The sequence below is a fragment of the Granulicatella sp. HMSC31F03 genome, assembly GCF_001807725.1.
Lineage (GTDB): Bacteria > Bacillota > Bacilli > Lactobacillales > Aerococcaceae > Granulicatella > Granulicatella adiacens.
This window is the reverse complement of sequence record NZ_KV790851.1, coordinates 15,700-37,724: the sequence shown is the minus strand read 5'-3', so window position 1 is coordinate 37,724 and position 22,025 is coordinate 15,700. Positions and strand designations below refer to the sequence as shown.

At 37.7% G+C, this 22,025-nt stretch carries 19 protein-coding genes; 14 read left to right on the top strand and 5 right to left on the bottom strand.

Features of this window, described 5'->3' with window-relative positions:
* Positions 1 to 17 precede the first annotated feature (17 nt).
* The 3 genes from glgP (at position 18) to pnp (ending at position 6,116) form a co-directional block, all read left to right on the top strand.
* Positions 18 to 2,279 (top strand): glycogen/starch/alpha-glucan family phosphorylase, encoded by a 2,262-nt coding sequence (gene glgP, locus HMPREF3106_RS04010; RefSeq protein WP_070444590.1) that lies wholly within the window; start codon positions 18 to 20, stop codon positions 2,277 to 2,279.
* A 31-nt stretch (positions 2,280 to 2,310) separates the two neighbouring features.
* Positions 2,311 to 3,753, top strand: coding sequence for a sucrose phosphorylase (gene gtfA / locus HMPREF3106_RS04005; RefSeq protein ID WP_005606658.1), 1,443 nt, complete (start codon positions 2,311 to 2,313; stop codon positions 3,751 to 3,753).
* A gap of 251 nt (positions 3,754 to 4,004) precedes the next feature.
* The gene (pnp, locus tag HMPREF3106_RS04000; RefSeq protein WP_070438293.1) at positions 4,005 to 6,116 is read left to right on the top strand and encodes a polyribonucleotide nucleotidyltransferase; all 2,112 of its coding nucleotides are present in this window, start codon (positions 4,005 to 4,007) and stop codon (positions 6,114 to 6,116) included.
* Positions 6,117 to 6,267: 151 nt separating this feature from the next.
* Here the strand turns inward: pnp and HMPREF3106_RS03995 are convergent, their stop codons facing one another.
* From HMPREF3106_RS03995 to HMPREF3106_RS03975, 5 genes are all read right to left on the bottom strand, one after another.
* The gene (locus HMPREF3106_RS03995) at positions 6,268 to 6,999 is read right to left on the bottom strand and encodes an amino acid ABC transporter ATP-binding protein (protein ID WP_049555161.1); all 732 of its coding nucleotides are present in this window, start codon (positions 6,997 to 6,999) and stop codon (positions 6,268 to 6,270) included.
* On the bottom strand, positions 6,999 to 8,435 hold the full coding sequence (locus tag HMPREF3106_RS03990) for an amino acid ABC transporter substrate-binding protein/permease (RefSeq protein WP_070444588.1): 1,437 nt from the start codon (positions 8,433 to 8,435) through the stop codon (positions 6,999 to 7,001). Before HMPREF3106_RS03990 ends, HMPREF3106_RS03995 begins: the two co-directional genes overlap by 1 nt.
* A gap of 158 nt (positions 8,436 to 8,593) precedes the next feature.
* Positions 8,594 to 9,466, bottom strand: a complete 873-nt coding sequence (locus HMPREF3106_RS03985) for a Cof-type HAD-IIB family hydrolase (protein ID WP_049555159.1) — start codon at positions 9,464 to 9,466, stop codon at positions 8,594 to 8,596.
* A 13-nt stretch (positions 9,467 to 9,479) separates the two neighbouring features.
* A complete protein-coding gene (locus HMPREF3106_RS03980; protein ID WP_049555158.1) occupies positions 9,480 to 9,812 on the bottom strand; it encodes a YtxH domain-containing protein in 333 nt (110 codons plus the stop codon).
* 3 nt (positions 9,813 to 9,815) lie between these two features.
* Entirely contained in the window at positions 9,816 to 10,238 is a 423-nt protein-coding gene (locus tag HMPREF3106_RS03975; RefSeq protein WP_070444586.1) for an HIT family protein, read from the bottom strand.
* A 210-nt stretch (positions 10,239 to 10,448) separates the two neighbouring features.
* Between HMPREF3106_RS03975 and HMPREF3106_RS03970 the strand changes: the two genes are divergently transcribed.
* The 11 genes from HMPREF3106_RS03970 to polA all read left to right on the top strand — a co-directional run bounded on the left by HMPREF3106_RS03970 (position 10,449) and on the right by polA (position 21,853).
* The gene (locus HMPREF3106_RS03970) at positions 10,449 to 11,189 is read left to right on the top strand and encodes an ABC transporter ATP-binding protein (RefSeq protein ID WP_070444584.1); all 741 of its coding nucleotides are present in this window, start codon (positions 10,449 to 10,451) and stop codon (positions 11,187 to 11,189) included.
* Positions 11,182 to 12,414, top strand: coding sequence for an ABC transporter permease (locus HMPREF3106_RS03965; protein ID WP_070444582.1), 1,233 nt, complete (start codon positions 11,182 to 11,184; stop codon positions 12,412 to 12,414). Before HMPREF3106_RS03970 ends, HMPREF3106_RS03965 begins: the two co-directional genes overlap by 8 nt.
* Before the next feature lie 112 nt (positions 12,415 to 12,526).
* On the top strand, positions 12,527 to 13,330 hold the full coding sequence (locus HMPREF3106_RS03960; protein ID WP_070444580.1) for a phosphotransferase family protein: 804 nt from the start codon (positions 12,527 to 12,529) through the stop codon (positions 13,328 to 13,330).
* 14 nt (positions 13,331 to 13,344) lie between these two features.
* Positions 13,345 to 14,013 (top strand): tRNA (guanosine(46)-N7)-methyltransferase TrmB, encoded by a 669-nt coding sequence (gene trmB / locus HMPREF3106_RS03955; RefSeq protein WP_070444578.1) that lies wholly within the window; start codon positions 13,345 to 13,347, stop codon positions 14,011 to 14,013.
* Between the two features lie 22 nt (positions 14,014 to 14,035).
* On the top strand, positions 14,036 to 14,362 hold the full coding sequence (locus HMPREF3106_RS03950) for a PepSY domain-containing protein (protein ID WP_005606638.1): 327 nt from the start codon (positions 14,036 to 14,038) through the stop codon (positions 14,360 to 14,362).
* A gap of 77 nt (positions 14,363 to 14,439) precedes the next feature.
* On the top strand, positions 14,440 to 15,525 hold the full coding sequence (gene pepA, locus HMPREF3106_RS03945) for a glutamyl aminopeptidase (protein WP_070444576.1): 1,086 nt from the start codon (positions 14,440 to 14,442) through the stop codon (positions 15,523 to 15,525).
* Positions 15,526 to 15,544: 19 nt separating this feature from the next.
* Positions 15,545 to 16,171, top strand: coding sequence for a YtpR family tRNA-binding protein (gene ytpR, locus HMPREF3106_RS03940; RefSeq protein ID WP_070444574.1), 627 nt, complete (start codon positions 15,545 to 15,547; stop codon positions 16,169 to 16,171).
* Between the two features lie 16 nt (positions 16,172 to 16,187).
* Positions 16,188 to 16,991, top strand: coding sequence for a hypothetical protein (locus tag HMPREF3106_RS03935; protein ID WP_070444572.1), 804 nt, complete (start codon positions 16,188 to 16,190; stop codon positions 16,989 to 16,991).
* Positions 16,992 to 17,014: 23 nt separating this feature from the next.
* On the top strand, positions 17,015 to 18,346 hold the full coding sequence (murC, locus tag HMPREF3106_RS03930) for a UDP-N-acetylmuramate--L-alanine ligase (RefSeq protein ID WP_049555151.1): 1,332 nt from the start codon (positions 17,015 to 17,017) through the stop codon (positions 18,344 to 18,346).
* A gap of 142 nt (positions 18,347 to 18,488) precedes the next feature.
* Positions 18,489 to 18,989 (top strand): GNAT family N-acetyltransferase, encoded by a 501-nt coding sequence (locus HMPREF3106_RS03925; protein ID WP_070444570.1) that lies wholly within the window; start codon positions 18,489 to 18,491, stop codon positions 18,987 to 18,989.
* A 209-nt stretch (positions 18,990 to 19,198) separates the two neighbouring features.
* Complete coding sequence (gene polA, locus HMPREF3106_RS03920; protein WP_070444568.1) at positions 19,199 to 21,853, top strand: DNA polymerase I; 2,655 nt, start codon at positions 19,199 to 19,201, stop codon at positions 21,851 to 21,853.
* Positions 21,854 to 22,025 lie beyond the last annotated feature (172 nt).

Here is a 22,025-nt window from a genome sequence, read left to right as displayed (position 1 = left end):
CCAAAAAGGAGAGAACAATGAAAAATTTTAAACAATATGTAGAAGGAAACTTAGAAAAGTCTTTAAAAGACTGCACAAAAGAAGAAGTTTACTTAGCATTATTACAATTTACGAAAGAAAAAAGTGCAGCCTTACCACAAAATAATGGTAAGAAAAAAGTGTATTACATTTCTGCTGAGTTCTTAATCGGTAAATTATTATCAAACAATCTAATTAACTTAGGGCTTTACGATGAAGTGAAAGAAGTGCTATCAGAAGCTGGACATTCATTAGCTGAAATCGAAGAAATCGAATTAGAACCATCTTTAGGAAATGGGGGTCTAGGACGTCTAGCTGCGTGTTTCCTTGATTCCATCGCAACTCTTGGATTAACGGGAGACGGTGTTGGATTAAACTACCACTATGGCTTATTCGAACAAAAATTCAAAGATAACCAACAAGATGCTGTGCCAAACGTTTGGTTAACACCTGAAAGCTGGTTAGTTCCAACAGAAACTTCTTATAAAGTACCGTTTGCTGACTTTACATTGACTTCAAAAATGTTTGATATCGATGTTTTAGGATATGAACAATCAACTAAAAATAAATTACACTTATTCGATGTGGATTCAATTGACGAGTCTTTAGTTACAAGTGATTCAATTGAGTTTGATAAAACTCAAATCGCTAAAAACTTAACTTTATTCTTATATCCAGATGATAGTGATGAAGCAGGACACTTACTACGTATTTATCAACAATACTTCATGGTAAGTAATGGTGCTCAATTATTAATCGACGAAGCACTTGCTAAAGGAAGTAACTTACACGACTTAGCGGAATACGCAACAGTTCAAATTAACGATACGCACCCATCAATGGTGATTCCTGAATTAATTCGTTTACTTGGGGAACGTGGAATTGAATTTGATGAAGCAGTGGAAATCGTATCTGCAATGACAGCTTACACAAACCACACAATCTTATCAGAAGCGTTAGAAAAATGGCCTTTAGCATACTTAGAAAAAGTAGTGCCACATTTAGTGCCAATTATTAAAGAATTAGACGCTCGCGTAAAAGCAAAATATGAAGACCCATCAGTAGCCATCATCGACGAGCAGGACCGTGTTCACATGGCGCATATGGATATTCACTACGGATATAGCGTAAACGGTGTTGCGGCACTGCATACAGATATCTTAAAAGAAAGTGAATTAAAGAATTTCTACGAAATCTATCCTGAGAAATTCAACAACAAAACAAATGGGATTACATTCCGTCGTTGGTTAATGCATGCCAACCCAGAACTAGCTAAATTATTAGATGAAACAATTGGAACAGAGTGGCGTAAGGATGCTTCTAAATTAGAAGCGTTGAAAGCTTTCCGTCATGATGCGATTGTTCGCGAAAAATTAGACAAGATTAAACGTGATAACAAGAGACGTTTAAGTGTTTACTTGCAAGAAAAGCAAGGCATCACAGTGAATGAAAATTCTATTTTTGATATCCAAATCAAACGTATGCACGAATATAAACGTCAACAAATGAACGCTTTATATGTGATTCATAAATATTTAGATATCAAGAGCGGAAACATTCCAGCTAGACCAATCACCATTATTTTTGGTGGGAAAGCTGCACCTGCATATGTCATTGCCCAAGACGTGATTCATTTAATTCTTTCATTATCTGAATTAATCGCAAATGACCCAGAAGTAAGCCCACACTTACAAGTCGTAATGGTTGAAAACTACAATGTAACAGCAGCAACACACTTAATTCCAGCATGTAATATTTCTGAACAAATTTCTCTTGCTTCAAAAGAAGCCAGCGGAACAGGAAATATGAAATTCATGCTAAACGGGGCATTAACTCTTGGTACTGAAGACGGTGCGAACGTGGAAATCCACGAACTTGTTGGTGACGACAATATCTATATCTTCGGTGAAAAGAGTAATGAAGTCATTGCGCACTATGAAAAAGGCGATTACAACGCTGGCGAGTTTGCTAAGAGAGATGCAATCCGTCCATTAGTAGAATTCGTGAAGAGTGACGCTTTACTTGAAGTAGGAAATAAAGAACGTCTAGAACGTTTATACCACGAATTAACAACTAAAGACTGGTTCATGACATTATTAGACTTAGAAGATTACATTGAAACAAAAGAACGTATGTATCGCGATTTCGAAAACAGAGACGAATGGAATGCTAAAGTGGTGACAAACATCGCAATGGCCGGCTTCTTCTCAAGTGACCGTACAATCGAAGACTACAACCGTGACATTTGGAAATTAAACTAAATCGATTGAATGAAGGGACACGGTGAATTCCATGCAAATTAAAAACGAAGCAATGCTGATCACTTACTCAGACAGCATGGGAAGCAATATGAAGGACTTAAAAGGCGTTTTGGATAAACATTTCCAAGGCGCGATTAGTGGGGTACATTTACTCCCATTCTTCCCGTCTACAGGGGATAGAGGATTTGCTCCAAGCGACTACACGCGTGTAGATCCGCTTCTGGGAACTTGGGAAGATGTGGATGCTCTAGGGGAACAATATTATTTAATGTTTGATTTCATGATTAACCATATTTCTCGTGAGTCTAAATTCTTCCAAGATTTTGTAAAAAATCACGAAAACTCACCTTACAAAGATATGTTTATTCGTATCCATGAGTTTTTCCCAGAAGGTCGTCCAAATCAAGCAGATATCGACTTGATTTATAAACGTAAAGATAAAGCGCCATTCCAAACTGTTCATTTTGCGGATGGAACGACTGAAGAAGTATGGAACACATTCGGGGAAGAGCAAATCGACCTTGATGTTCGTAAAGAAATCGTGAAAGAGTTTATTCGTGAAACGATTAAAGATATGGCAAGTCACGGATGCTCATTAATTCGTTTAGACGCATTTGCTTATGCAGTAAAGAAACTCGATACAAACGACTTCTTCGTAGAGCCAGATATTTGGGATTTATTAAATGAAGTTCGTGATGAAGCAGCGAAATACCAAGTGGAATTGCTTCCTGAAATTCATGAGCATTATTCAATTCAAATGAAGATTGCAGACCATGATTACTTCGTTTATGACTTTGCATTACCAATGGTAGTGTTATATTCACTATATTCAGGTAAATCAAATCGATTAGCCAACTGGTTACAAATGAGTCCGATGAAGCAATTTACAACACTGGATACGCATGACGGAATCGGTGTCGTGGATGCTAGAGACTTATTAACAGATGAAGAGTTAGATTACACTTCAAACAAATTATACGATGTAGGCGCCAACGTAAAACGAATCTACTCAAGTGAAAAGTACAATAACTTAGATATCTATCAAATTAACAGCACATACTACAGTGCTTTAGGAAATGATGATGCAAGTTACTTATTATCACGTGTGTTGCAATGTTTTGCGCCTGGTATTCCACAAATTTACTACGTGGGATTACTTGCTGGAGAAAATGACATCGAGTTATTAGAATCTTCAAAAGAAGGTCGCAACATCAACCGTCATTATTACACTTTAGAAGAAATCGACCGTGAAGTAGAACGTCCAGTCGTGAAAAAACTAATCAACTTATTACGCTTTAGAAATACATCAAAAGCGTTTGATTTAGAAGGTTCTTTTGAAGTAGAAACTCCAACTGAAAACACAATCGTGATTACACGTAAAGATGCTTCTGGTGCTGCCGAAGCACGTCTTGAAGCAAACCTAGAAACAAAAGAATTCACTATTTTCGAACAAGGAAATGTAGTCACTCTTTAATTTCTTCATTCGTAAATAACAATAGTAAGATGAGTGAGTTTATTCTCTAGAAAAGAGAATAACTCACTCGTTTTTTGTTTACAAAAAAATAGTACTTAATGGGCAGTTATGGTAAAATGACTCTGTATGACAAACTTTGTATCTTCTGGAGTCACCTTACTTTAGAAATAAAAGCGCTCGAACGCGTCGAACGTTTTCATTTCTAAAAGTAGGTCTGGAGGATACGTAAATAAGAGAAAAGGAGATTAGTTATGTCAGAAAAGAAAGTTTTTAGCTATAACTGGGGCGGACGTCAATTACAAGTTGAAATCGGCCAATTAGCAAAGCAAGCCAATGGTGCAGTGTTAGTACGTTACGGTGATACTGTTGTTTTAACAGCGGCTGTTGGTACAAAACAAGCAAAAGATACAGATTTCTTCCCGTTAACAGTAAACTATGAAGAAAAAATGTATGCTGCTGGTAAAATCCCTGGAGGTTTTATCAAACGTGAAGGTCGCCCAAGCGAACATGCTACTCTTACAGCGCGTCTTATTGACCGTCCAATTCGTCCAATGTTTGCGGAAGGTTTCCGTAACGAAGTACAAATCACAAATACGGTAATGTCAGTAGATCCTAACTGCCCACCAGAAATGGCTGCAATGTTTGGTTCTTCATTAGCATTATGTATTTCAGATATTCCATTTGATGGACCAATTGCTGGGGTAGACGTAGGTCGTGTAAACGGTGAATACGTGATTAACCCAACTACTGAACAAAAAGACAACTCAGATATCGAATTATCTGTAGCCGGTACAGCAACTGCGATCAACATGGTAGAAAGTTCAGCTAAAGAAGTGAACGAAGAAGATATGCTTGGAGCATTATTATTTGGTCACGAAGAAATCAAAAAATTAGTGGCTTTCCAAGAAGAAATCGTTCGCGAAGTTGGTAAAGAAAAAATGGAAGTGACTTTACTTTCATTCGATTCAGCTATCGAAGCACAAGTAAAAGATTTATTCAGCCAAGCCATGGTTCACGCGATTCAAACAGAAGAAAAATTAGCGCGTGAAGCAAACATCGAAAAAGTGAAAGAAACAGCCATCGAGCACTTCGAAGCTGTCTTAGAAGAAAATGATGAAAAAGCTGGACTTCTAAAACAAGTTTCTCAATTAGTCGATAATTTAGAAAAAGACGAAGTACGTCGTTTAATCACTGAAGAAAAAGTACGTCCTGATGGTCGTAAGATTGACGAAATTCGTCCATTAGCTTCAGAAATCGACTTATTACCTCGGGTTCACGGTTCAGGTTTATTCACTCGTGGACAAACGCAAGCATTAACTTCAGCAACACTTGCACCTCTTGGAGAATACCAAGTGATTGATGGTTTAGGAATCGAAGAAGGAAAACGATTCATTCACCACTACAACTTCCCACAATTCTCTGTAGGTTCAGTTGGTCGTGCTGGTAGCCCAGGTCGTCGTGAAATTGGTCACGGTGCACTAGGGGAACGTGCGTTGAAACAAGTGATTCCAAGTCCTGAAGACTTCCCATACACAATCCGTCTTGTATCAGAAGTATTAGAATCAAACGGTTCTTCTTCTCAAGCAAGTATTTGTGCGGGAACATTAGCATTGATGGCTGCCGGTGTGCCAATTAAAGCACCTGTAGCAGGTATCGCGATGGGTCTTATTTCTGACGGTACAAACTACACAGTCTTAACAGATATCCAAGGGTTAGAAGACCACTTAGGAGACATGGACTTTAAAGTAGCCGGAACTAAAGACGGAATTACAGCTCTTCAAATGGATATTAAGATTCAAGGGATTACAGAACAAATCTTACGTGAAGCCCTAACACAAGCGAAGAAAGCACGTTTTGAAATTCTTGAAGAATTAACATCAACAATTGCTGAACCTCGTAAAGAGTTAAGCCCATATGCACCTAAGATTGAAATGATTTCTATCCACCCTGATAAGATTAAAGTGGTTATCGGACGTGGTGGTGAAACAATCAATTCTATCATCGACGAAACAGGCGTTAAAATCGATATCGACCAAGAAGGTCACGTATCAATCGCTTCTACAGATGCTGCGATGATCCAACGTGCAAAAGAAATCATTGAAGATTTAACACGTGAAATCGAAGTTGGACAAGTATACGAAGGAACAGTGCGCCGTATCGAAAAATTCGGTGCATTCGTTGAAATTGCTAAAGGAAAAGATGGATTAGTTCATATTTCTGAATTAGCGTACGAACGCGTTGGTAAAGTAGAAGATGTACTAGCTCTAGGCGATAAAGTAACGGTTAAAGTTATCGAAATCGACGGACAAGGACGTATTAACTTATCACGTAAAGTATTACTACCAAAAGAAGATAAAGAGTAAGTATTACGGATTCTTTAATAAATGAAATTTTAAAACACTTCCTACATCAGTGTGATTGTCATACTGATGTAGGAAGTGTTTTTTTCTTCTCAAAAAAACGATCTTATTCCAAGTGCTTTGGAGTAAGATCGTTACTATTTGGTATTTAATTTTAGTGAAGGACTTTATTTAAGAAGTTTTGAGTACGTTCGTTTTGTGGGTTACCAAATACTTCCGCAGGAGTTCCTTCTTCGATGATATAACCGCCATCCATAAAGATAACGCGATCGCTAACCTCACGCGCAAATCCCATCTCGTGTGTTACCACGACCATTGTCATTCCTTCTTTAGCTAGGTTTTGCATTACTTCTAATACATCCCCAACCATCTCAGGGTCGAGTGCTGAAGTTGGTTCATCGAATAATAACATTTTTGGTTTCATTGCAAGCGCACGGGCAATAGCCACACGTTGTTTTTGACCACCTGAAAGAGATTTAGGAGAGACATCTGCTTTGTCTGCAAGGCCAACCATGCCGAGGAGTTCCATGGCATGTTCTGTTGCAGCTTCTTTTGTCTCACGACCTAATTCCACTGGGGCAAGAATGATATTTTCTAGAACGCTTAGGTGAGGGAAGAGGTTAAAGTGTTGGAACACCATTCCGATTTCCTCACGAACTTTATTTAAGTTAGTTTTCTTATCTGTTAAATCATGACCGTCAATGATGATATGACCGCTATTAATTTTTTCAAGACGGTTTAAACAACGAAGAAAAGTTGATTTACCAGAACCAGAAGGTCCGATAATACAAACGACTTCACCTTCCTCAATAGAAAGGTCGATGGATTTTAATACTTCTAAGTTGCCATATTTCTTTTGTAGTTTTTGAACTTCGATAATAGCCATTATTTTAAATTCCTTTCTAAGTGAGCTGAAAGTTTCGTTAATAGAACAATTACGATTAAGTACATCACGCCGACGATTAACCACATTTGACTTGATTGTAAGTTACGAGCGATGATGACTTTACCTGTTTGTGTTAATTCGGCGATACCGATAATTGAAAGGATAGAAGTGTCCTTCAATGTGATAACGAATTGGTTGATGAATGAAGGAACCATAATTCGAATCGCTTGCGGCAAGATAACTTTTTGCATGCTTTTTGAATATGGTAGACCTAAACTCATGCAAGCTTCGTATTGGCCTTTATCAACTGCTTGGATACCCCCACGGATAATTTCTGCGATATAAGCGGAAGCATTCAAACTTAAGGTGATAACACCTGCTACGAATGGTTGCATCGTAATATCGAAGGCTTGTGGAATTCCAAAGTAAATGAAGAACGTTAATACAATTAATGGAACGCCGCGGATGATATCAATGTAAAATCCTGCGATTGCTTGAACGATATTGTTTTGGCTTGTTTTCATTAAACCGAAGATAATACCGATTAAACTTGCAAAGATTAAAGCAACAACCGTTAATACAATCGTATTCCATAAACCAGTTGCAAGAGTTTTCCAGTTTGTTTTAATTAAACCTAGAATGCTTGTTGCTTCTGTGTTTTCATTAGCATTCGTAGTGTATTTGTTGATGATTTCATCATACTTACCACTTTCTTTTAGTTTTTTCAAACCATTGTTGAAAGCAGTGATCAATTCAGCATTTTCACCTTTATTCACAGCAACACCATATTCTGTTTTGTTTTCGTTATGGTCTGTCATTTTTAAAGGTAAGTTGTTTGATGTGATTGAGTAGGCAAGTACTGGATAGTCTTCAAATAAAGCGTCGCTGTTTCCTACTATTACATCTTGGTACATACTTGATGAATCTTCAAAAGTTGTGATTGTAAAGCCATATTTACTCTTGATAGATTCAGCATAAGTGGCACCTTGTGTTCCTAATTTAACAGCAACTTTTTTTCCTTTTAAATCAGAAAGGCTTGTGATGTCAGAGTTTTTTGAAACTCCCATTCCGATTCCGCTGTCATAGTAACTATCTGTGAAGTTGAATTTTTGTTTACGTTCATCAGTTATTCCCATTCCAGCCATAACAGCGTCTACTTGTCCAGCTTCTAGGGCTTGGACAGCTGCATTAAAGCCAAGAGCCTTAAATTCTACTTCGAAGCCTTCAGCCTCTGCGATACTCTTCATTAATTCAATATCAATTCCGACGTATTCACCATTTGTATCTTGGTATTCAAATGGTGCGAATGTAATATCTGTTGCGATTACATATTTTTTAGTTTCTGCTTTTACAGAATTTGTCGGAGAAACGAGGGATAGAAGAGTCATCAATAGAGTGACTAGAACAGCTCCCAAGCTAAATTTCTTTATGTTCATACATATTCCTCCAAATCTACCTTATGTAAAAGGTTTTTCCATTATATGGAAGATTTTCTGAAAATGCAAAAATCAACTCTCATCTCATGTTACATTATATAACATAGCAGTCGTTGAATAAAAAATCTCTTCTCTAATAAAAGAGAAGAGAATCATCATTATTTTTCTTCTTCAAGGACACGCCAAATCGCTTTTGCCACACCGCCGTTAACATTGGTGTCTGTCACAAAATCAGCAACAGCTTTAACTGCCTCTGGAGCATTTCCCATTGCAACACCGATTCCAGCATCATGAATCATCGAAACATCATTAAAATTATCGCCGATAGCAAAAGTTTGCTTCATGGATAATCCAAGTGTTTCGGCGTAGTGGGCAACGGCAATGCCTTTTTGAGCATCTTTGTGGTTGATTTCCAAATCGGTATAAAATGCGGAAGTGACCACGAGGTTTGGATGCACTTGATCAATATGGTCACGAATAGGTTTGAAATAAGTAGGTCCATCATCGTGTGATACGATAATCTTGAACACTTTAATATTTGGAATCGATAGCACTTCTTCAGCAGTAGTAACATCGGTTGCTTCTAAAAGAATTTTTAGCTGCTTAATTTCTTCCTTTAGTTGCTCAGGTGTTAAATTGTTTCTTTCCACCTTTTTTCGTTCAATTACCTTGTTGATAAAGAGAGCGTAGTTCTTTCTAAAGTTTCCTTCAGAAGTTACAAGTTGCCAATCCAAGTCAATCGAATCGAAGTAGTCCAATAGGGTATAGACGGTGTCATGGGGAATGGTTACTTCCCAAATAATGTCATGTTTTTTATCGAAAATCTGAGCGCCATTCATCGCAATTACAGGAAGATGTAGATTTGCCTGCTCGAGTGCAAAATTGGCTTGAAGATAATCACGTCCGGTACAAACGATGAAGTGTTTTCCTAATTTTTGCAATTTGCGAATAGCTTTGACGTTGTTTTTATGAATCTCTACATGATTTGTGAGGAGAGTACCGTCCATATCCGATGCAAATAATTTTATCATAAGAGTAGACCTTCTATTTCATTTCGTTTAGATGTGTTTGTAACGTTTGAATTTTATCTTGAATACGTCTGAAGCGCGGTTTATTTTCCAATTGGAATTTGGTTACTTCTTCTTGAATAGAGTTCACAACTGCCATTGTTTGTGGAACAATCACTTCTTGGATTTCTTTAATGCCTCTTTCAAGGGTTGCTTTTCCGTTATGAATAACGGAGACTTCTTGACTAACTTCCTGAATCTGTTTGGATAAGATTTCGCGGTTCTCTTTTCCACTTCTTGGGTTGTTTAATAAGGCAACGACACCACCGATGACACTACCAAAAATAAAACCTTTTAGAAATTTACTCATTGATTATGCCTCCATTTGTTCGCGGATTGATTGCGCAATTTTTGCTAATACTTCTGAATTTGGATTTGTTGGGTGCCATTTTAATCCAAAACCATCTTCTTTTGTATAGCGTGGGATTAAGTGGATATGAGAGTGGAAGACGCTTTGGTATGCCAATTCACCATTATTACTTAAAATATTTAATCCTTTAATATCTGGGTTTGATGCTTGAACGGCACGTGCAATTTTAGGAATACGTGCAAACACTGCGCCTGCTAAGTCTTCATCGTATTCGAAGATATTGGCAACATGTTTTTTAGGAACAACCAGTGTGTGTCCTGGTGTCACTTGAGAAATGTCAAGGAACGCGAGTACTACGTCATCTTCATACACGATATGTGCTGGAATTTCTTTATTAATAATTTTATCAAAAATACAATCTGTCATGGTATTTCCTCCTTGAGTTTGTACCTCTATCGTATCAAAAAAAGCCTTGAAATGAAAGGATTGCAGAACGGAGATTTGTTATTTTGTCCCTAGAACGAATTCACTCGATTATAGTTTGCTGAATTTGAGAAAGTGCATTTATATAGCGTTCTTTCACACTTTTTTGGCTTTATGGTATAATGAAGAGAATAGTTAGATAGGAGAAATTATATGTCACTACAATTAAACAATGTAACTGCAGGATATACAAAAGTTCCTGTCATTACAGACATCACTTTTGATGTAAATCCTGGTGAAATTTGTGGGCTTATCGGTTTGAATGGTGCCGGAAAGAGTACGACGATTAAAACGATTATTGGGCAACTTACCCCTTTTAGCGGAAGAGTGGAAGTGGAGAAGCTTAGTATCCTCGAAAACCAACGAGGCTACCGTCAGTCGATTGCGGTCATTCCAGAAAGTCCAGTTCTTTATGAAGAATTGACGTTTAGAGAGCATATTGAATTTGTGGCTCGTTCGTATAATCAAATGAACGAAGAGACAATGGCTCATGCAACGGAACTCGTGGAAGCTTTTCGCTTAACGAAGCAATTGGATTGGTTCCCAGCATATTTCTCAAAAGGTATGAAGCAAAAAGTGCTCATCGTCTGTGCATTAATGCTTGACGTGCCCGTCTATGTGGTCGATGAACCATTTTTAGGACTTGATCCACTAGGGATTCGTACCTTACTTCAAGTCTTAAAAGAGAAAAAAGAAAAAGGCGCAGCGATTTTAATGTCGACGCACGTACTAGATACGGCAGAGAAGTATTGTGATCGTTTCATCGTGTTACACGAAGGAAAAGTAATTGCGCAAGGCGATATCGAAGGCTTACGAGCAACTTCGAATATTGAAGAAAATTCTCTAGAGGAAATTTACTTTGCATTAACGACAGGGGACGATGCCCATGAATAGTGCAACAATTTTTGAGGCCAGGGTAAGAAAATATCAAAAGAAAAGCATGAAGTATATTCGCTATATGCTTAATGATCATTTCTTGATTGTTTTATTTTTCTTATTTGGCTTTATCATGGTGCAATACTCGAATTGGATTCAAACGATTCGTGTATTGGAATGGCCTTTACTAGGGTTACTTGCAGTTCTACTAGCGAGTGTTCCATTCTTTGGCGGTGTAGCAACGTTGCTCGAACCAGCCGATGGAATCTTTTTATCGGTAGTGGGGCAAGACTTTAAGGCGTACTTACAAAAAGCGATTCGTCGTAGTTGGGCGCTTCCGCTACTTGTGATGCTGGCTTCCTCTGGAATTGTCTTTCCAATCGTAGCACAAGCCTTTGGAACGAATATGAGTATGTTCACAAAGATATTCCTCTTACAAGTGCTCTTTAAAGATTTATTATTCCGTTGTACGAAATACGCTTATCGTGGAGTGCTTCATTTTACATGGATAGAAAAACTCGGTATTTACTTAATTGCAGTAGCGAATTTCTTCGGAATGTTTTTATGGATTTCTGAAGGGTGGTCATTTGTATTATTAGTGATTCCAATCCTTCTAAGTATTTTTATCGAGTACTATTATGGGAAAGCTGCTTTTGTATACCGCTTCGATTCTATGATTGAATTGGAATTAGAAAGACAGCAACGAATTTATCGTTTATATGCGTTGTTTGTAGATGTGCCAATGGTTCATAAACCTCAAGCCCAACGTCGTTCTTATTTAGATGCTGTATTGAAGGTACTTGTTGGAAAGAATCCAAGTGGTCACCGCTATTTAGTGAGTCGTACGGTCGTTCGTACGAGTCAATATATGAGTTTATTATTACAACTGGCGGTTGTCAGTTTTGTAGTCGCATTATTTTCTCAAGAGTATTATTGGAATTTTATCGTCAATGCGTTACTTGTGATGCTATTAGGATTCCAACTCGTTGGTGTTATCCAAAGTGCCAACACGCAAAATAGTCATTTTTCTTCTCTTGCAGATAACAACGCACGTCTTCAGGATAATTTATCAGTCCTAATGTGGACGATGGTCGCATCTGGTATTGTACTTGGAATTTTTTCAGTAATGGGAATGCGTGAAGTAATTGCTTTAGTAGGGATTATTTTTTATCCGGTTTTCGGAGTTTTATTCACTCAATTTTATTTACGTTATCGATTATTAAAGAAAAGAAGAAAAATATAGAATATATATATCAAAGTAGGTCAAGAGCTTGACTGTATGGGGATAAAACCATAAAATAAAAGAATAGATTTATTATAGAAATCAATAGAATTTGTCGTTAGGGATGGAATAAATGGAATATAACATGGACTCAGGATGGGATCTTCATCCAATTGGTGGAGACACCGGTCAAGCATATATGGGAGTAAAAGACCATGAACGCGTGTTTCTAAAAAGGAACGCCTCACCATTTTTAGCGGTGTTATCGGGTGAAGGTATCACTCCTAAGTTAATATGGACCAAACGTGCGGGTAATGGGGATGTCATTACGGCTCAAGAATGGTTAACTGGTAGATCCCTTACTAAGGAAGAAATGGGGTCCATCGAAGTCATCGAGCTGTTACAACAAATCCATCAGTCCCCAAATCTTTTACAAATGTTACAGCAAATTCAAGGTGAAGAATATAGCACACAGAAATTTATTGATGAATATTTGAATAATTTACAATCGGGATTACAAACACATCGTTTTTTAAACGAAGTATTGAATTATTTGATTGAAACTATTCCACTGGTAAGTGAAGTTGGGAAGACAGTTTGCCATGGAGATCTTGATCGTCGTAATTTCATGTTATCTGAAGACGAGAAGCTCTATCTTGTAGACTGGGAAATGGTGCGGCTTGCTGATCCAGTTTCTGATTTGACAATGATACTAACGCAATATATCCCTGTGCATCAATGGGGAGAATGGCTTGATATGTATGGTTTACAGCTTTCTACAAATATTTATCAGCGAATTGAATGGTATGCTTTAATGAATTGCTTGAATTACATTAAGAAAACACACTTCGAGGGACGATACCTTGAAATGAATGAGAAAATTCTTTTGGTGAAGTCGATTTACAATAATCGTATCGGAAAACCAAGAGAAGATTAGACAGGAGTTAGACTGTGAGATTAAGAAATAAACCTTGGGCAAAAGATGCTTTAGCGGCTCACCCAGAAATGGTCATCCAAGATCCAGCGCAATGGAAGGGAAGATGGCATGAGCGTTTTGGCAATAACAACCCAATCCATATTGAGATTGGTTCTGGGAAAGGCCAATTCGTGAGCGGAATGGCTCGTCAAAACCCAAACATTAACTATATTGGAATCGAAATTCAAGAAAGCGTCCTAGTAGTCGCACTTGAAAAAGCTCTTGCAGCAGATGTTCCAAACTTACAATTATTACATGTGAACGGTGGACAAGTAACAGACTACTTCGAAGACGGAGAAGTAGACCAAATTTACTTGAACTTTTCAGATCCTTGGCCAAAGAAGCGACATGCGAAACGTCGCTTGACTCATGAAAGTTTCTTAGGCGGATATGAAAAAGTATTACCACCATTTGGAGAATTACACTTTAAGACAGATAACCGCGGATTGTTTGAATACAGCTTAGCGTCATTCTCACAATTTGGACTTGTGTTAAAACAAGTATGGTTAGACCTACATCAAGTGAAATTTCCAGGAAATGTGATGACAGAATACGAAGAGAAGTTTTCAGCAAAAGGTCATCCAATTTATCGTGTGGAAGTGATTTTCCCACAAGAGAGAATAGTTTTTAAACAACCTAAATAACATATAAAGGAGCCTGATTCGTATGGGGTCAAAAAATAGTTTCAAAGGTGCAAGTTTTTTACTAGCAGCGGGGGCCGTTATCGGTGCATGGGCCACTTCCAAATGGTTTGAACGTAGAAATGTCAATGGAGATGTTATTGTTCAAAATGTACGCAAATTATTTCAAGTAGTAGGTACTATCGAAGGCTCTTGGATTGAGATGGAACCTGTATTCGTGGATAGTCCAGAATTTTATGGGGAAGTTTATTATGGCGGAGTTACTCGTAAGGAAGATGATGAACTTGTCCAATACGAATTTTATGCAGATGCAAAAACAGGAGCCGTTATTGATTTATACAAAATTGGATAATCAAAGAAAGCTGGAGGACCTCCAGCTTTTGGCGCGTTTATAAGATATTTTATAGAGGTAGGAAAGAAGAGGATACAATGGAAGCCAAAACAGAACAATTAATCAAAACGTTAACACAAATGAAAGGAACTAGTGGACACGAAGGTCGTATTCGAGAATTCATGAGAAATGAATTAACGCCTTTAGTAGACCGCATTGAGCAAGATGGTCTAGGCGGAATTTTTGGAGTTCGTGATAGCAAGGAAGAAGATGCACCGCGCATTATGATTGCAGCACACATGGACGAAGTTGGTTTCATGGTAACAAATATCACTCCAAACGGAATGTTCAAAGTAAGTCCTTTAGGGGGATGGAACCCATACGTGGTTTCAGCACAACGTTTTACTTTATTAACTCGTAATGGAGACTATCCAATTATTTCATCTTCAATCCCACCACACTTATTACGTGCAGCTGGTGGCCAACAAGCAGCTGTGAAAGTAACTGATATTTTATTTGACGCTGGATTCACTTCACGAGAAGAAGCCCTTGAATATGGCTGCCGTCCTGGCGATACAATCGTTCCGGATGTAGAAACCATTTGGACTGCGAATAAGAAACGCATGATTTCTAAATCGTGGGATAATCGATATGGATGTACAGTCGTTCTTGAAGCGTTGAAAGCTGTTAAAGATGAAACTTTACCAAACACATTAATCGCTGGAGCAAACGTGCAAGAAGAAGTCGGATTACGTGGAACTGGTCCAAGTGTGACAAAGTTCAATCCTGATTTATTCTTTGCGGTAGACTGCTCAGCAGCAGATGATATTAGTGGTTCAAAAGAAACATTTGGGCACTTAGACCAAGGATTCTTATTACGTATTTTAGACCCAGGGATGGTGACTCTTCCCCGTATGAAAGAATTCTTAGAAGACACTGCATTAACACATAACATTCCGTTCCAATACTTTGTTTCACAAGGTGGAACAGATGCTGGTAAAGCACATTTAATGAATCAAGGGGTTCCAAGTGCGGTTATCGGTGTATGTGCTCGTTATATTCATACACACCAAACAATGTTCTCAATTAAAGACTACGAAGCAGCACGTGAAATGGTCATCCAAACAATCCGTGCATTAGACCGTAGCACAGTAAACACCATTTTAGACGGAAGAACAAATTAAGATTAAAGAGGTACAATATATGTGGTTAAGTTTTTATAATAAAAAGGGAATCGGCGATACGTTATTATTAACAAGCGGAACAGCAAGCCGTTACGACGTCGAATATGAGAAAAAAGGAAATGTGACTCAAGTCTTTGTTCGTGAGTCAAAAGAAGTTCTAGGCTATAATATTGAAAAGATTTCTGAAGTGATTTCATTTGAAGAAGATGGACAACAAATCTTAACTCCTGAGCAACAAGAAGTTGTAAAAGGATTGATTGAAAAAGCTGGGTTTGATGTTTCAACTTTAGATTTAACGCCGGAAGATGCACTTGTAGTTGGATACGTTGAAAGTTGCGTAGATCATGAAGATTCAGACCACCTACATGTAACAATGACACGAGTAAGTGACTCTGAAGTGTTACAAATCGTCTGCGGAGCACCTAACGTAAAAGCAGGTCAAAAAGTAGTCGTTGCAAAACCTGGTACAGTAATGCCAAGCGGTGCCATCATTTGGGCTGGAGAATTACGCGGAGTGGCTAGTCACGGAATGCTTTGCTCAGCACGTGAATTAGGATTAGAAAATGCACCAGCGAAAAAAGGAATCTTAGTTTTAGATGATGCGACTCCAGTAGGAACGCCATTTAAATCATTAAACTTACAATAAAGGAGGATACGGAGTCATGAATGAACCATTTAACGAGAAAAACGATTCATTCGCTTCTTTGCAATCAAGACGTGAAAAGTCTACTTTTCCAAACTACTTGAAGCAAGGTCAAACTTTTGAAGATCAAGTCGTCGAAGAAATGACGCGAGTTGATGCAACTAGAAAAGATGAGACTCCACATGAATCCTTACCATTTGATGAGAGACCTGATGCAGCACTTTTTCAATCGAATGAAAAAGAGGAGCATCAATTACCAGCTCAATTTCGTTCATTTAAGGAAAAAGCGACGGAAGGTCATCAAAAATATAAACCGCGTGTGGATTGGACTTCTTATTTGAATACGAATCAACGCAAACCTTTTAAACCAAGTACGGTACCTTCAAGTACAAGAGGTTTAGAACAAGAGGAGACACCAAAAGTTTCTTATCGTGAATTAGAAAGAGAGTTATTACCAAATAGCACGGACTTGATATTATTCGAAAAGGAAGAATCCTTATTGGTGTCTGTTGAGGAACAAGAAGATACCATCGAGAAACGCTTGAAGGAGTACAATGGTACCTCTCATGAGAAGCCGGTACAAAGCCAAGTTTTCGCAACAAAGGGCTATGTTCCAGCCTTTAAACGCAAACAAGAATCTGACGTTGAAGTTGTGCAAGAGTCCTTATTAGAAGGGTTACCGGAGACAAAAGTTGAAAGACGAAAAGCGCCGGAAAAACCACTAACGGGAAAACAAAGACGAGCGATGAAAAAATCATTATCGATGATTATGGAACAAGAACAGCAGGGACGCCATTTACCTTATGGTCATCCCAAAAAATAGTAGTAGAAAAGTGAGGAGATAGAATGGATAAAAGCAAGATTTATCATTTTACAGGAATTAAAGGCTCCGGAATGAGCGCACTAGCGTTAGTTCTGCATGGTGAAGGATATAAAGTGCAAGGCTCTGATTTAGAAGAGTATTTCTTCACACAAAGAGGACTTGAAGAAGCGGGGATTCCTTTACTACCTTTTAGTGCCTCTAATATTAAAGAAGGACAAATTGTGATTGCAGGTAATGCATTTCCAGATAGCCATGAAGAATTAGTTGCCGCTCGCGAAAAAGGAATAGAAGTCATTCGATACCATAAATTTTTAGGCGAATTGTTGAAAAATTATAAGAGTGTTGCGATTACAGGTTCTCACGGAAAAACGAGCACAACAGGTTTGTTAGCCCACGTATTAAGTGGAATGGAACCAACAAGTTATCTTATTGGAGATGGAACTGGTAAAGGAGTTGAAAGTTCAGAACACTTTGTATTAGAAGCTTGTGAATATAAACGTCATTTTATGGCTTATCGACCAGATTACGCTATTATGACGAATATCGATTTTGACCACCCAGATTATTATACGGATATCGATGATGTACAAAGTGCCTTTGAAGCCTTTGGTAAACAAGTGAAAAAGGGAATTATTGCTTGTGGTGATGATGAAAGACTTCGTACACTAGAGGCTATTGTTCCTGTAACCTATTATGGTGTTGGTGAACATAATGATGTAATTGCTAAAAACATCCGCAAAGAGAAAGCAGGAAGTTATTTTGATGCTTATATTCACGGTGAATTATATGGTCATTTTTACATCCCTACATACGGAGACCATAACATCTTAAATGCACTTGCAATTATCGCTTTCTACTATTTAAATCAATTAGATCCAAATGAACTAGCTCAGCAGTTTCGAACATTTAGTGGCGTAAAACGTCGCTTTTCTGAAAAAGTTATTAATGGTGTAACTATTATTGATGACTATGCACACCATCCATCTGAGATTCGTGCTACATTAGATGCGGCTCGACAAAAGTATCCTGATAAAGAAGTAGTAGCTGTCTTCCAACCTCATACTTTTACGAGAACAATCGCGCTTTTAGAGGAGTTTGCTTCAGTATTATCTCTAGCAGACCACGTTTACCTATGTGAAATATTTGCATCTGTTCGTGAAGAAGCCGGTGATGTTTCTATTGAAGATTTAGCAAAATTAGTAAAAGGTGGAGCGAAAGTATTACCACTTGAAAATGTATCTCCACTTCTATCCTATAAAGATGCTGTGATTGTCTTTATGGGAGCAGGAGATGTACAAAAATATGAATTTGCATATGAGAAACTATTATCGAATACTTCTCCAACACAAAACTAAATGAACCAAAAAGCTTGGCGAAAGTCAGGCTTTTTTTATAAACAATCAGTAGAAAAGTATGAATGTCTATTTTTATTAAAGAGATTTGATATTTATAAAAAGAATAAAATTTAAATAGAAGAGGATTTCAGGAGGTATTAAGATGGATTTAAGTAAATTATCTACAGTTTACAACATTAGAAGGATGGGGAGGAATGATGTACCTCTTATTTTGGATTTAGAAAATGGCAATCAATTGTATTTTAATTATTGTCCGCCAAAACCTAGTAAACAATCTGTATTAAATGATTTAAAAGCTCTTCCAGAAGGTAAAAACATAGATGATAAAATTTACATAGGCTTTTTTAAGGAAAATAGATTAGTTGCTATTATGGATTTCATTGTATCTTTTCCGATAAAAGAAACTATCTATATTGGACTTTTTATGATGGATTGTAAAGAGTCGGGACAAGGAAAGGGAAGCCTTATTATTAATGAGGTTTTAACAGCCTTTAGAGAAGAAGGATTTACTAAAGTAAGGCTTGCTTATATGAAAGGAAATCCTCAAAGTAAAAGATTTTGGGAAAAATGTGGTTTTACAGAAACTGGAATTGAAAGAGAGAACGAACATGGAAAAGCTGTCGTTTTAGAAAAAACATTATAAACAGTTTCAGATGAAATATATTCTTACCAAAAACAGTAGATCATATGATTTACTGTTTTTTTGTTTATCACGGTAAATATTTAAAACTAAAGGGTTCATAACGGGATTCACCTTTAAACTCTATTTACGGTTATCATCAAAAAGCTCTTTTTAGTGTTCACAAGTTTGTTTATTTGTTACACTGGTAATGACTTATTAGGAGGCATATTATGGCAAAACAAAAATTATTACTTGTAGACGGAAGTAGCTTAGCATTCCGCGCATTTTTCTCAATTTTAGATTTAAATCGTTTTAAAAATTCCAACGGCTTACATACAAACGCACTCTATTCATTTCACCGTATGTTTAAGTCCATTTTAGACTCTGAAAAACCTACACATGTACTTGTAGCATGGGATGCTGGAAAGACAACTTTCCGTACAGAAATGTATGCAGATTATAAAGGAGGACGTTCGAAAACTCCAGGGGAATTTATTGAACAGATGCCTTATTTTAATGTGCTTTTAGATGCATGGGGAATTCCTCATTATCGATTAGATCAATATGAAGCGGATGATATAATCGGCACTCTTGCAAGAAAAGGGGAAGAAGCAGGATATGAAGTCGTGGTTCTTTCAGGAGATAAAGACTTAATTCAGCTTGCAGACAATAATATCACTGTGAAAATAACGACAAAGGGAGTGACTGAACTGGTCGAATATACTCCTGAAGTGATTTTCGAAAAATATGGATTAACACCTGAACAAATTATCGACATGAAGGGATTAATGGGAGACTCTTCCGACAACTATCCTGGAGTTACAAAAGTCGGTGAAAAGACAGCCGTGAAGCTTCTTCAAGAATTTGGAAGTGTAGAAGGCATTTATGAACATGTCGATGAAATGAAAAAGAGTAAGTTGAAAGAAAACTTAATCAATGATAAAGAGTTGGCTTTTTTAAGTAAGAAACTAGCGCGCATTAATGTAGAGTCGCCAATCGAAATTACATTGGAAGATACACTTCGCAAGGAACAAGATGTGGATGCATTGATGTCGTTCTATAAGGAAATGAACTTCAATTATTTCCAATCAGACCTATTAAATTCAGGCGGTGCGACTGTAGAAGAAGCACCTAAAGCCGAGCGTCCAACCGTCAAACATGTGGCGCAGATTTCTGATGACATGCTTAAAGGTACAACAAGTGTGCATTTTGAGACTCTTGAAGCGAATTATCATGTGGCAGAAGTGATTGCTGTTGCCTTCGGAAATGAAAAAGAAGTATTCGTGACCGATTTAGATACGGCAGTTTCTTCAGAAGTCTTCAAGAAATGGCTTTCGGATGCGTCTGTTGAGAAACGTTTATTTGATACAAAAGCAGCCAAAGTACTTGCTCACCGCTTCGGCCTCGACTTAAAAGGTGCCAAATATGATGTGTCCCTTCTAGCATATCTAGTGGATACAAATGATATCGTGAAAGAAATTAGTGATGTGGCCCGTCGTGTCGATGTGACGATTCTTTCCAGTGACGAAGCAGTCTACGGAAAAGGCGTTAGAATCCAAATTCCTGAAGATAAAGAGGTTTGGAATCAGCATTTAGCAGCAAAAGTTTTTACAATTGCTAAGGCCCCTGAAAAACTATTGAAACGACTCGAAGAAAATGAACAAACACATCTCTATTGGGAAATGGAATTACCGTTGAGTGATATTTTAGCACGCATGGAAATTCAAGGAATTCGTGTCGATAGAGAGCGTTTGGTTGAGATGGGTGTGGAATTTGAAGCACGCCTTAAAGAGATTGAACAAGAAATTTACGAGCTAGCTGGTGAAGAGTTTAATATCAATTCGACCAAACAACTAGGCGTTATCTTATTTGAAAAGATGGGCTTACCAGTCATCAAGAAGACGAAGACTGGCTATTCAACAGCGGTAGATGTTTTGGAAAAATTGGCACACCAAGCTCCAATCGTAGAATTAATTTTAGAATATCGTCAATTAGCCAAATTAAATTCAACATATGTAGAAGGTCTACAAGCGTATATTCAAGAAGATGGTAAAATTCATACACGATTCATCCAAAACTTAACACAAACAGGGCGTCTTAGCTCAGTGGATCCAAACTTACAAAATATTCCGATTCGTACAAAAGAAGGTCGTCGTATCCGCTACGCGTTCTTACCAGAACATGACGATTGGAAGATTCTCTCAAGTGACTATTCGCAAATTGAATTACGTGTTTTGGCGCATATTGCTGGCGATAAACATATGATAGAAGCCTTCAAGAATAATGTAGACATCCATACTAATACGGCAATGCGTGTGTTTGGCATTATAAATCCAGAGGATGTGACCAGTGAAATGCGTCGCCAAGCCAAAGCCGTAAACTTTGGAATCGTGTATGGAATTAGTGATTATGGCTTGTCTCAAAACTTGAATATTTCCCGTAAGAGAGCCAAAGAATTTATCGACCGTTACTTGGAAGAGTTCCAAGGGGTAAAAGACTTCATGGAATCTATTGTGAAAGAAGCGCGTGAGAAAGATTATGTGGAAACCTTATTCCACCGTCGTCGCTACCTGCCTGATATTCATTCAAGTAACTTTAATTTACGTTCATTCGCAGAACGTACAGCGATGAACTCACCAATTCAAGGAAGTGCTGCAGATATCTTGAAAATGGCGATGATTGAATTGGACCGCGAAATGAGAGAACGAAAATTTAAAGCTAATTTATTATTACAAGTGCACGATGAGTTGATTTTCGAAGTGCCACAAGACGAATTAGAAAGTCTTCAAAGTTTAGTAGAAGAAGTCATGGAAAATGCCGTGAGCTTGAAGGTTCCACTACGAGCAGATAGCAATGTAGGGGACAACTGGTTTGAAGCAAAATAACTAAAAATATTATGGGCATCTCATCTTAACAAATGTAAGTTAGGGATGTCCATTGTGTTTTATCTTTTGAGTTTATAGCGTTTTTGTAGTATACTCTTTGAGTTAAGAGAACAAGTTAAGGTGATGGAAGGGCTCTTTTAGCATTCAGATTCCATCACTTTCATTTTGTCAA

Excerpts from the sequence above, each read along its gene's own strand:
- polA (WP_070444568.1), top strand. The coding sequence starts at position 19,199 with ATGGCAAAACAAAAATTATTACTTGTAGACGGAAGTAGCTTAGCATTC.
- HMPREF3106_RS03965 (WP_070444582.1), top strand. The coding sequence starts at position 11,182 with ATGAATAGTGCAACAATTTTTGAGGCCAGGGTAAGAAAATATCAAAAG.
- HMPREF3106_RS03995 (WP_049555161.1), bottom strand. The coding sequence starts at position 6,999 with ATGGCTATTATCGAAGTTCAAAAACTACAAAAGAAATATGGCAACTTA.
- HMPREF3106_RS03935 (WP_070444572.1), top strand. The coding sequence starts at position 16,188 with ATGAATGAACCATTTAACGAGAAAAACGATTCATTCGCTTCTTTGCAA.
- HMPREF3106_RS03985 (WP_049555159.1), bottom strand. The coding sequence starts at position 9,466 with ATGATAAAATTATTTGCATCGGATATGGACGGTACTCTCCTCACAAAT.
- HMPREF3106_RS03950 (WP_005606638.1), top strand. The coding sequence starts at position 14,036 with ATGGGGTCAAAAAATAGTTTCAAAGGTGCAAGTTTTTTACTAGCAGCG.
- HMPREF3106_RS03980 (WP_049555158.1), bottom strand. The coding sequence starts at position 9,812 with ATGAGTAAATTTCTAAAAGGTTTTATTTTTGGTAGTGTCATCGGTGGT.
- HMPREF3106_RS03960 (WP_070444580.1), top strand. The coding sequence starts at position 12,527 with ATGGAATATAACATGGACTCAGGATGGGATCTTCATCCAATTGGTGGA.
- pnp (WP_070438293.1), top strand. The coding sequence starts at position 4,005 with ATGTCAGAAAAGAAAGTTTTTAGCTATAACTGGGGCGGACGTCAATTA.
- glgP (WP_070444590.1), top strand. The coding sequence starts at position 18 with ATGAAAAATTTTAAACAATATGTAGAAGGAAACTTAGAAAAGTCTTTA.
- HMPREF3106_RS03970 (WP_070444584.1), top strand. The coding sequence starts at position 10,449 with ATGTCACTACAATTAAACAATGTAACTGCAGGATATACAAAAGTTCCT.
- pepA (WP_070444576.1), top strand. The coding sequence starts at position 14,440 with ATGGAAGCCAAAACAGAACAATTAATCAAAACGTTAACACAAATGAAA.
- HMPREF3106_RS03990 (WP_070444588.1), bottom strand. The coding sequence starts at position 8,435 with ATGAACATAAAGAAATTTAGCTTGGGAGCTGTTCTAGTCACTCTATTG.
- gtfA (WP_005606658.1), top strand. The coding sequence starts at position 2,311 with ATGCAAATTAAAAACGAAGCAATGCTGATCACTTACTCAGACAGCATG.
- ytpR (WP_070444574.1), top strand. The coding sequence starts at position 15,545 with ATGTGGTTAAGTTTTTATAATAAAAAGGGAATCGGCGATACGTTATTA.
- HMPREF3106_RS03975 (WP_070444586.1), bottom strand. The coding sequence starts at position 10,238 with ATGACAGATTGTATTTTTGATAAAATTATTAATAAAGAAATTCCAGCA.
- murC (WP_049555151.1), top strand. The coding sequence starts at position 17,015 with ATGGATAAAAGCAAGATTTATCATTTTACAGGAATTAAAGGCTCCGGA.
- HMPREF3106_RS03925 (WP_070444570.1), top strand. The coding sequence starts at position 18,489 with ATGGATTTAAGTAAATTATCTACAGTTTACAACATTAGAAGGATGGGG.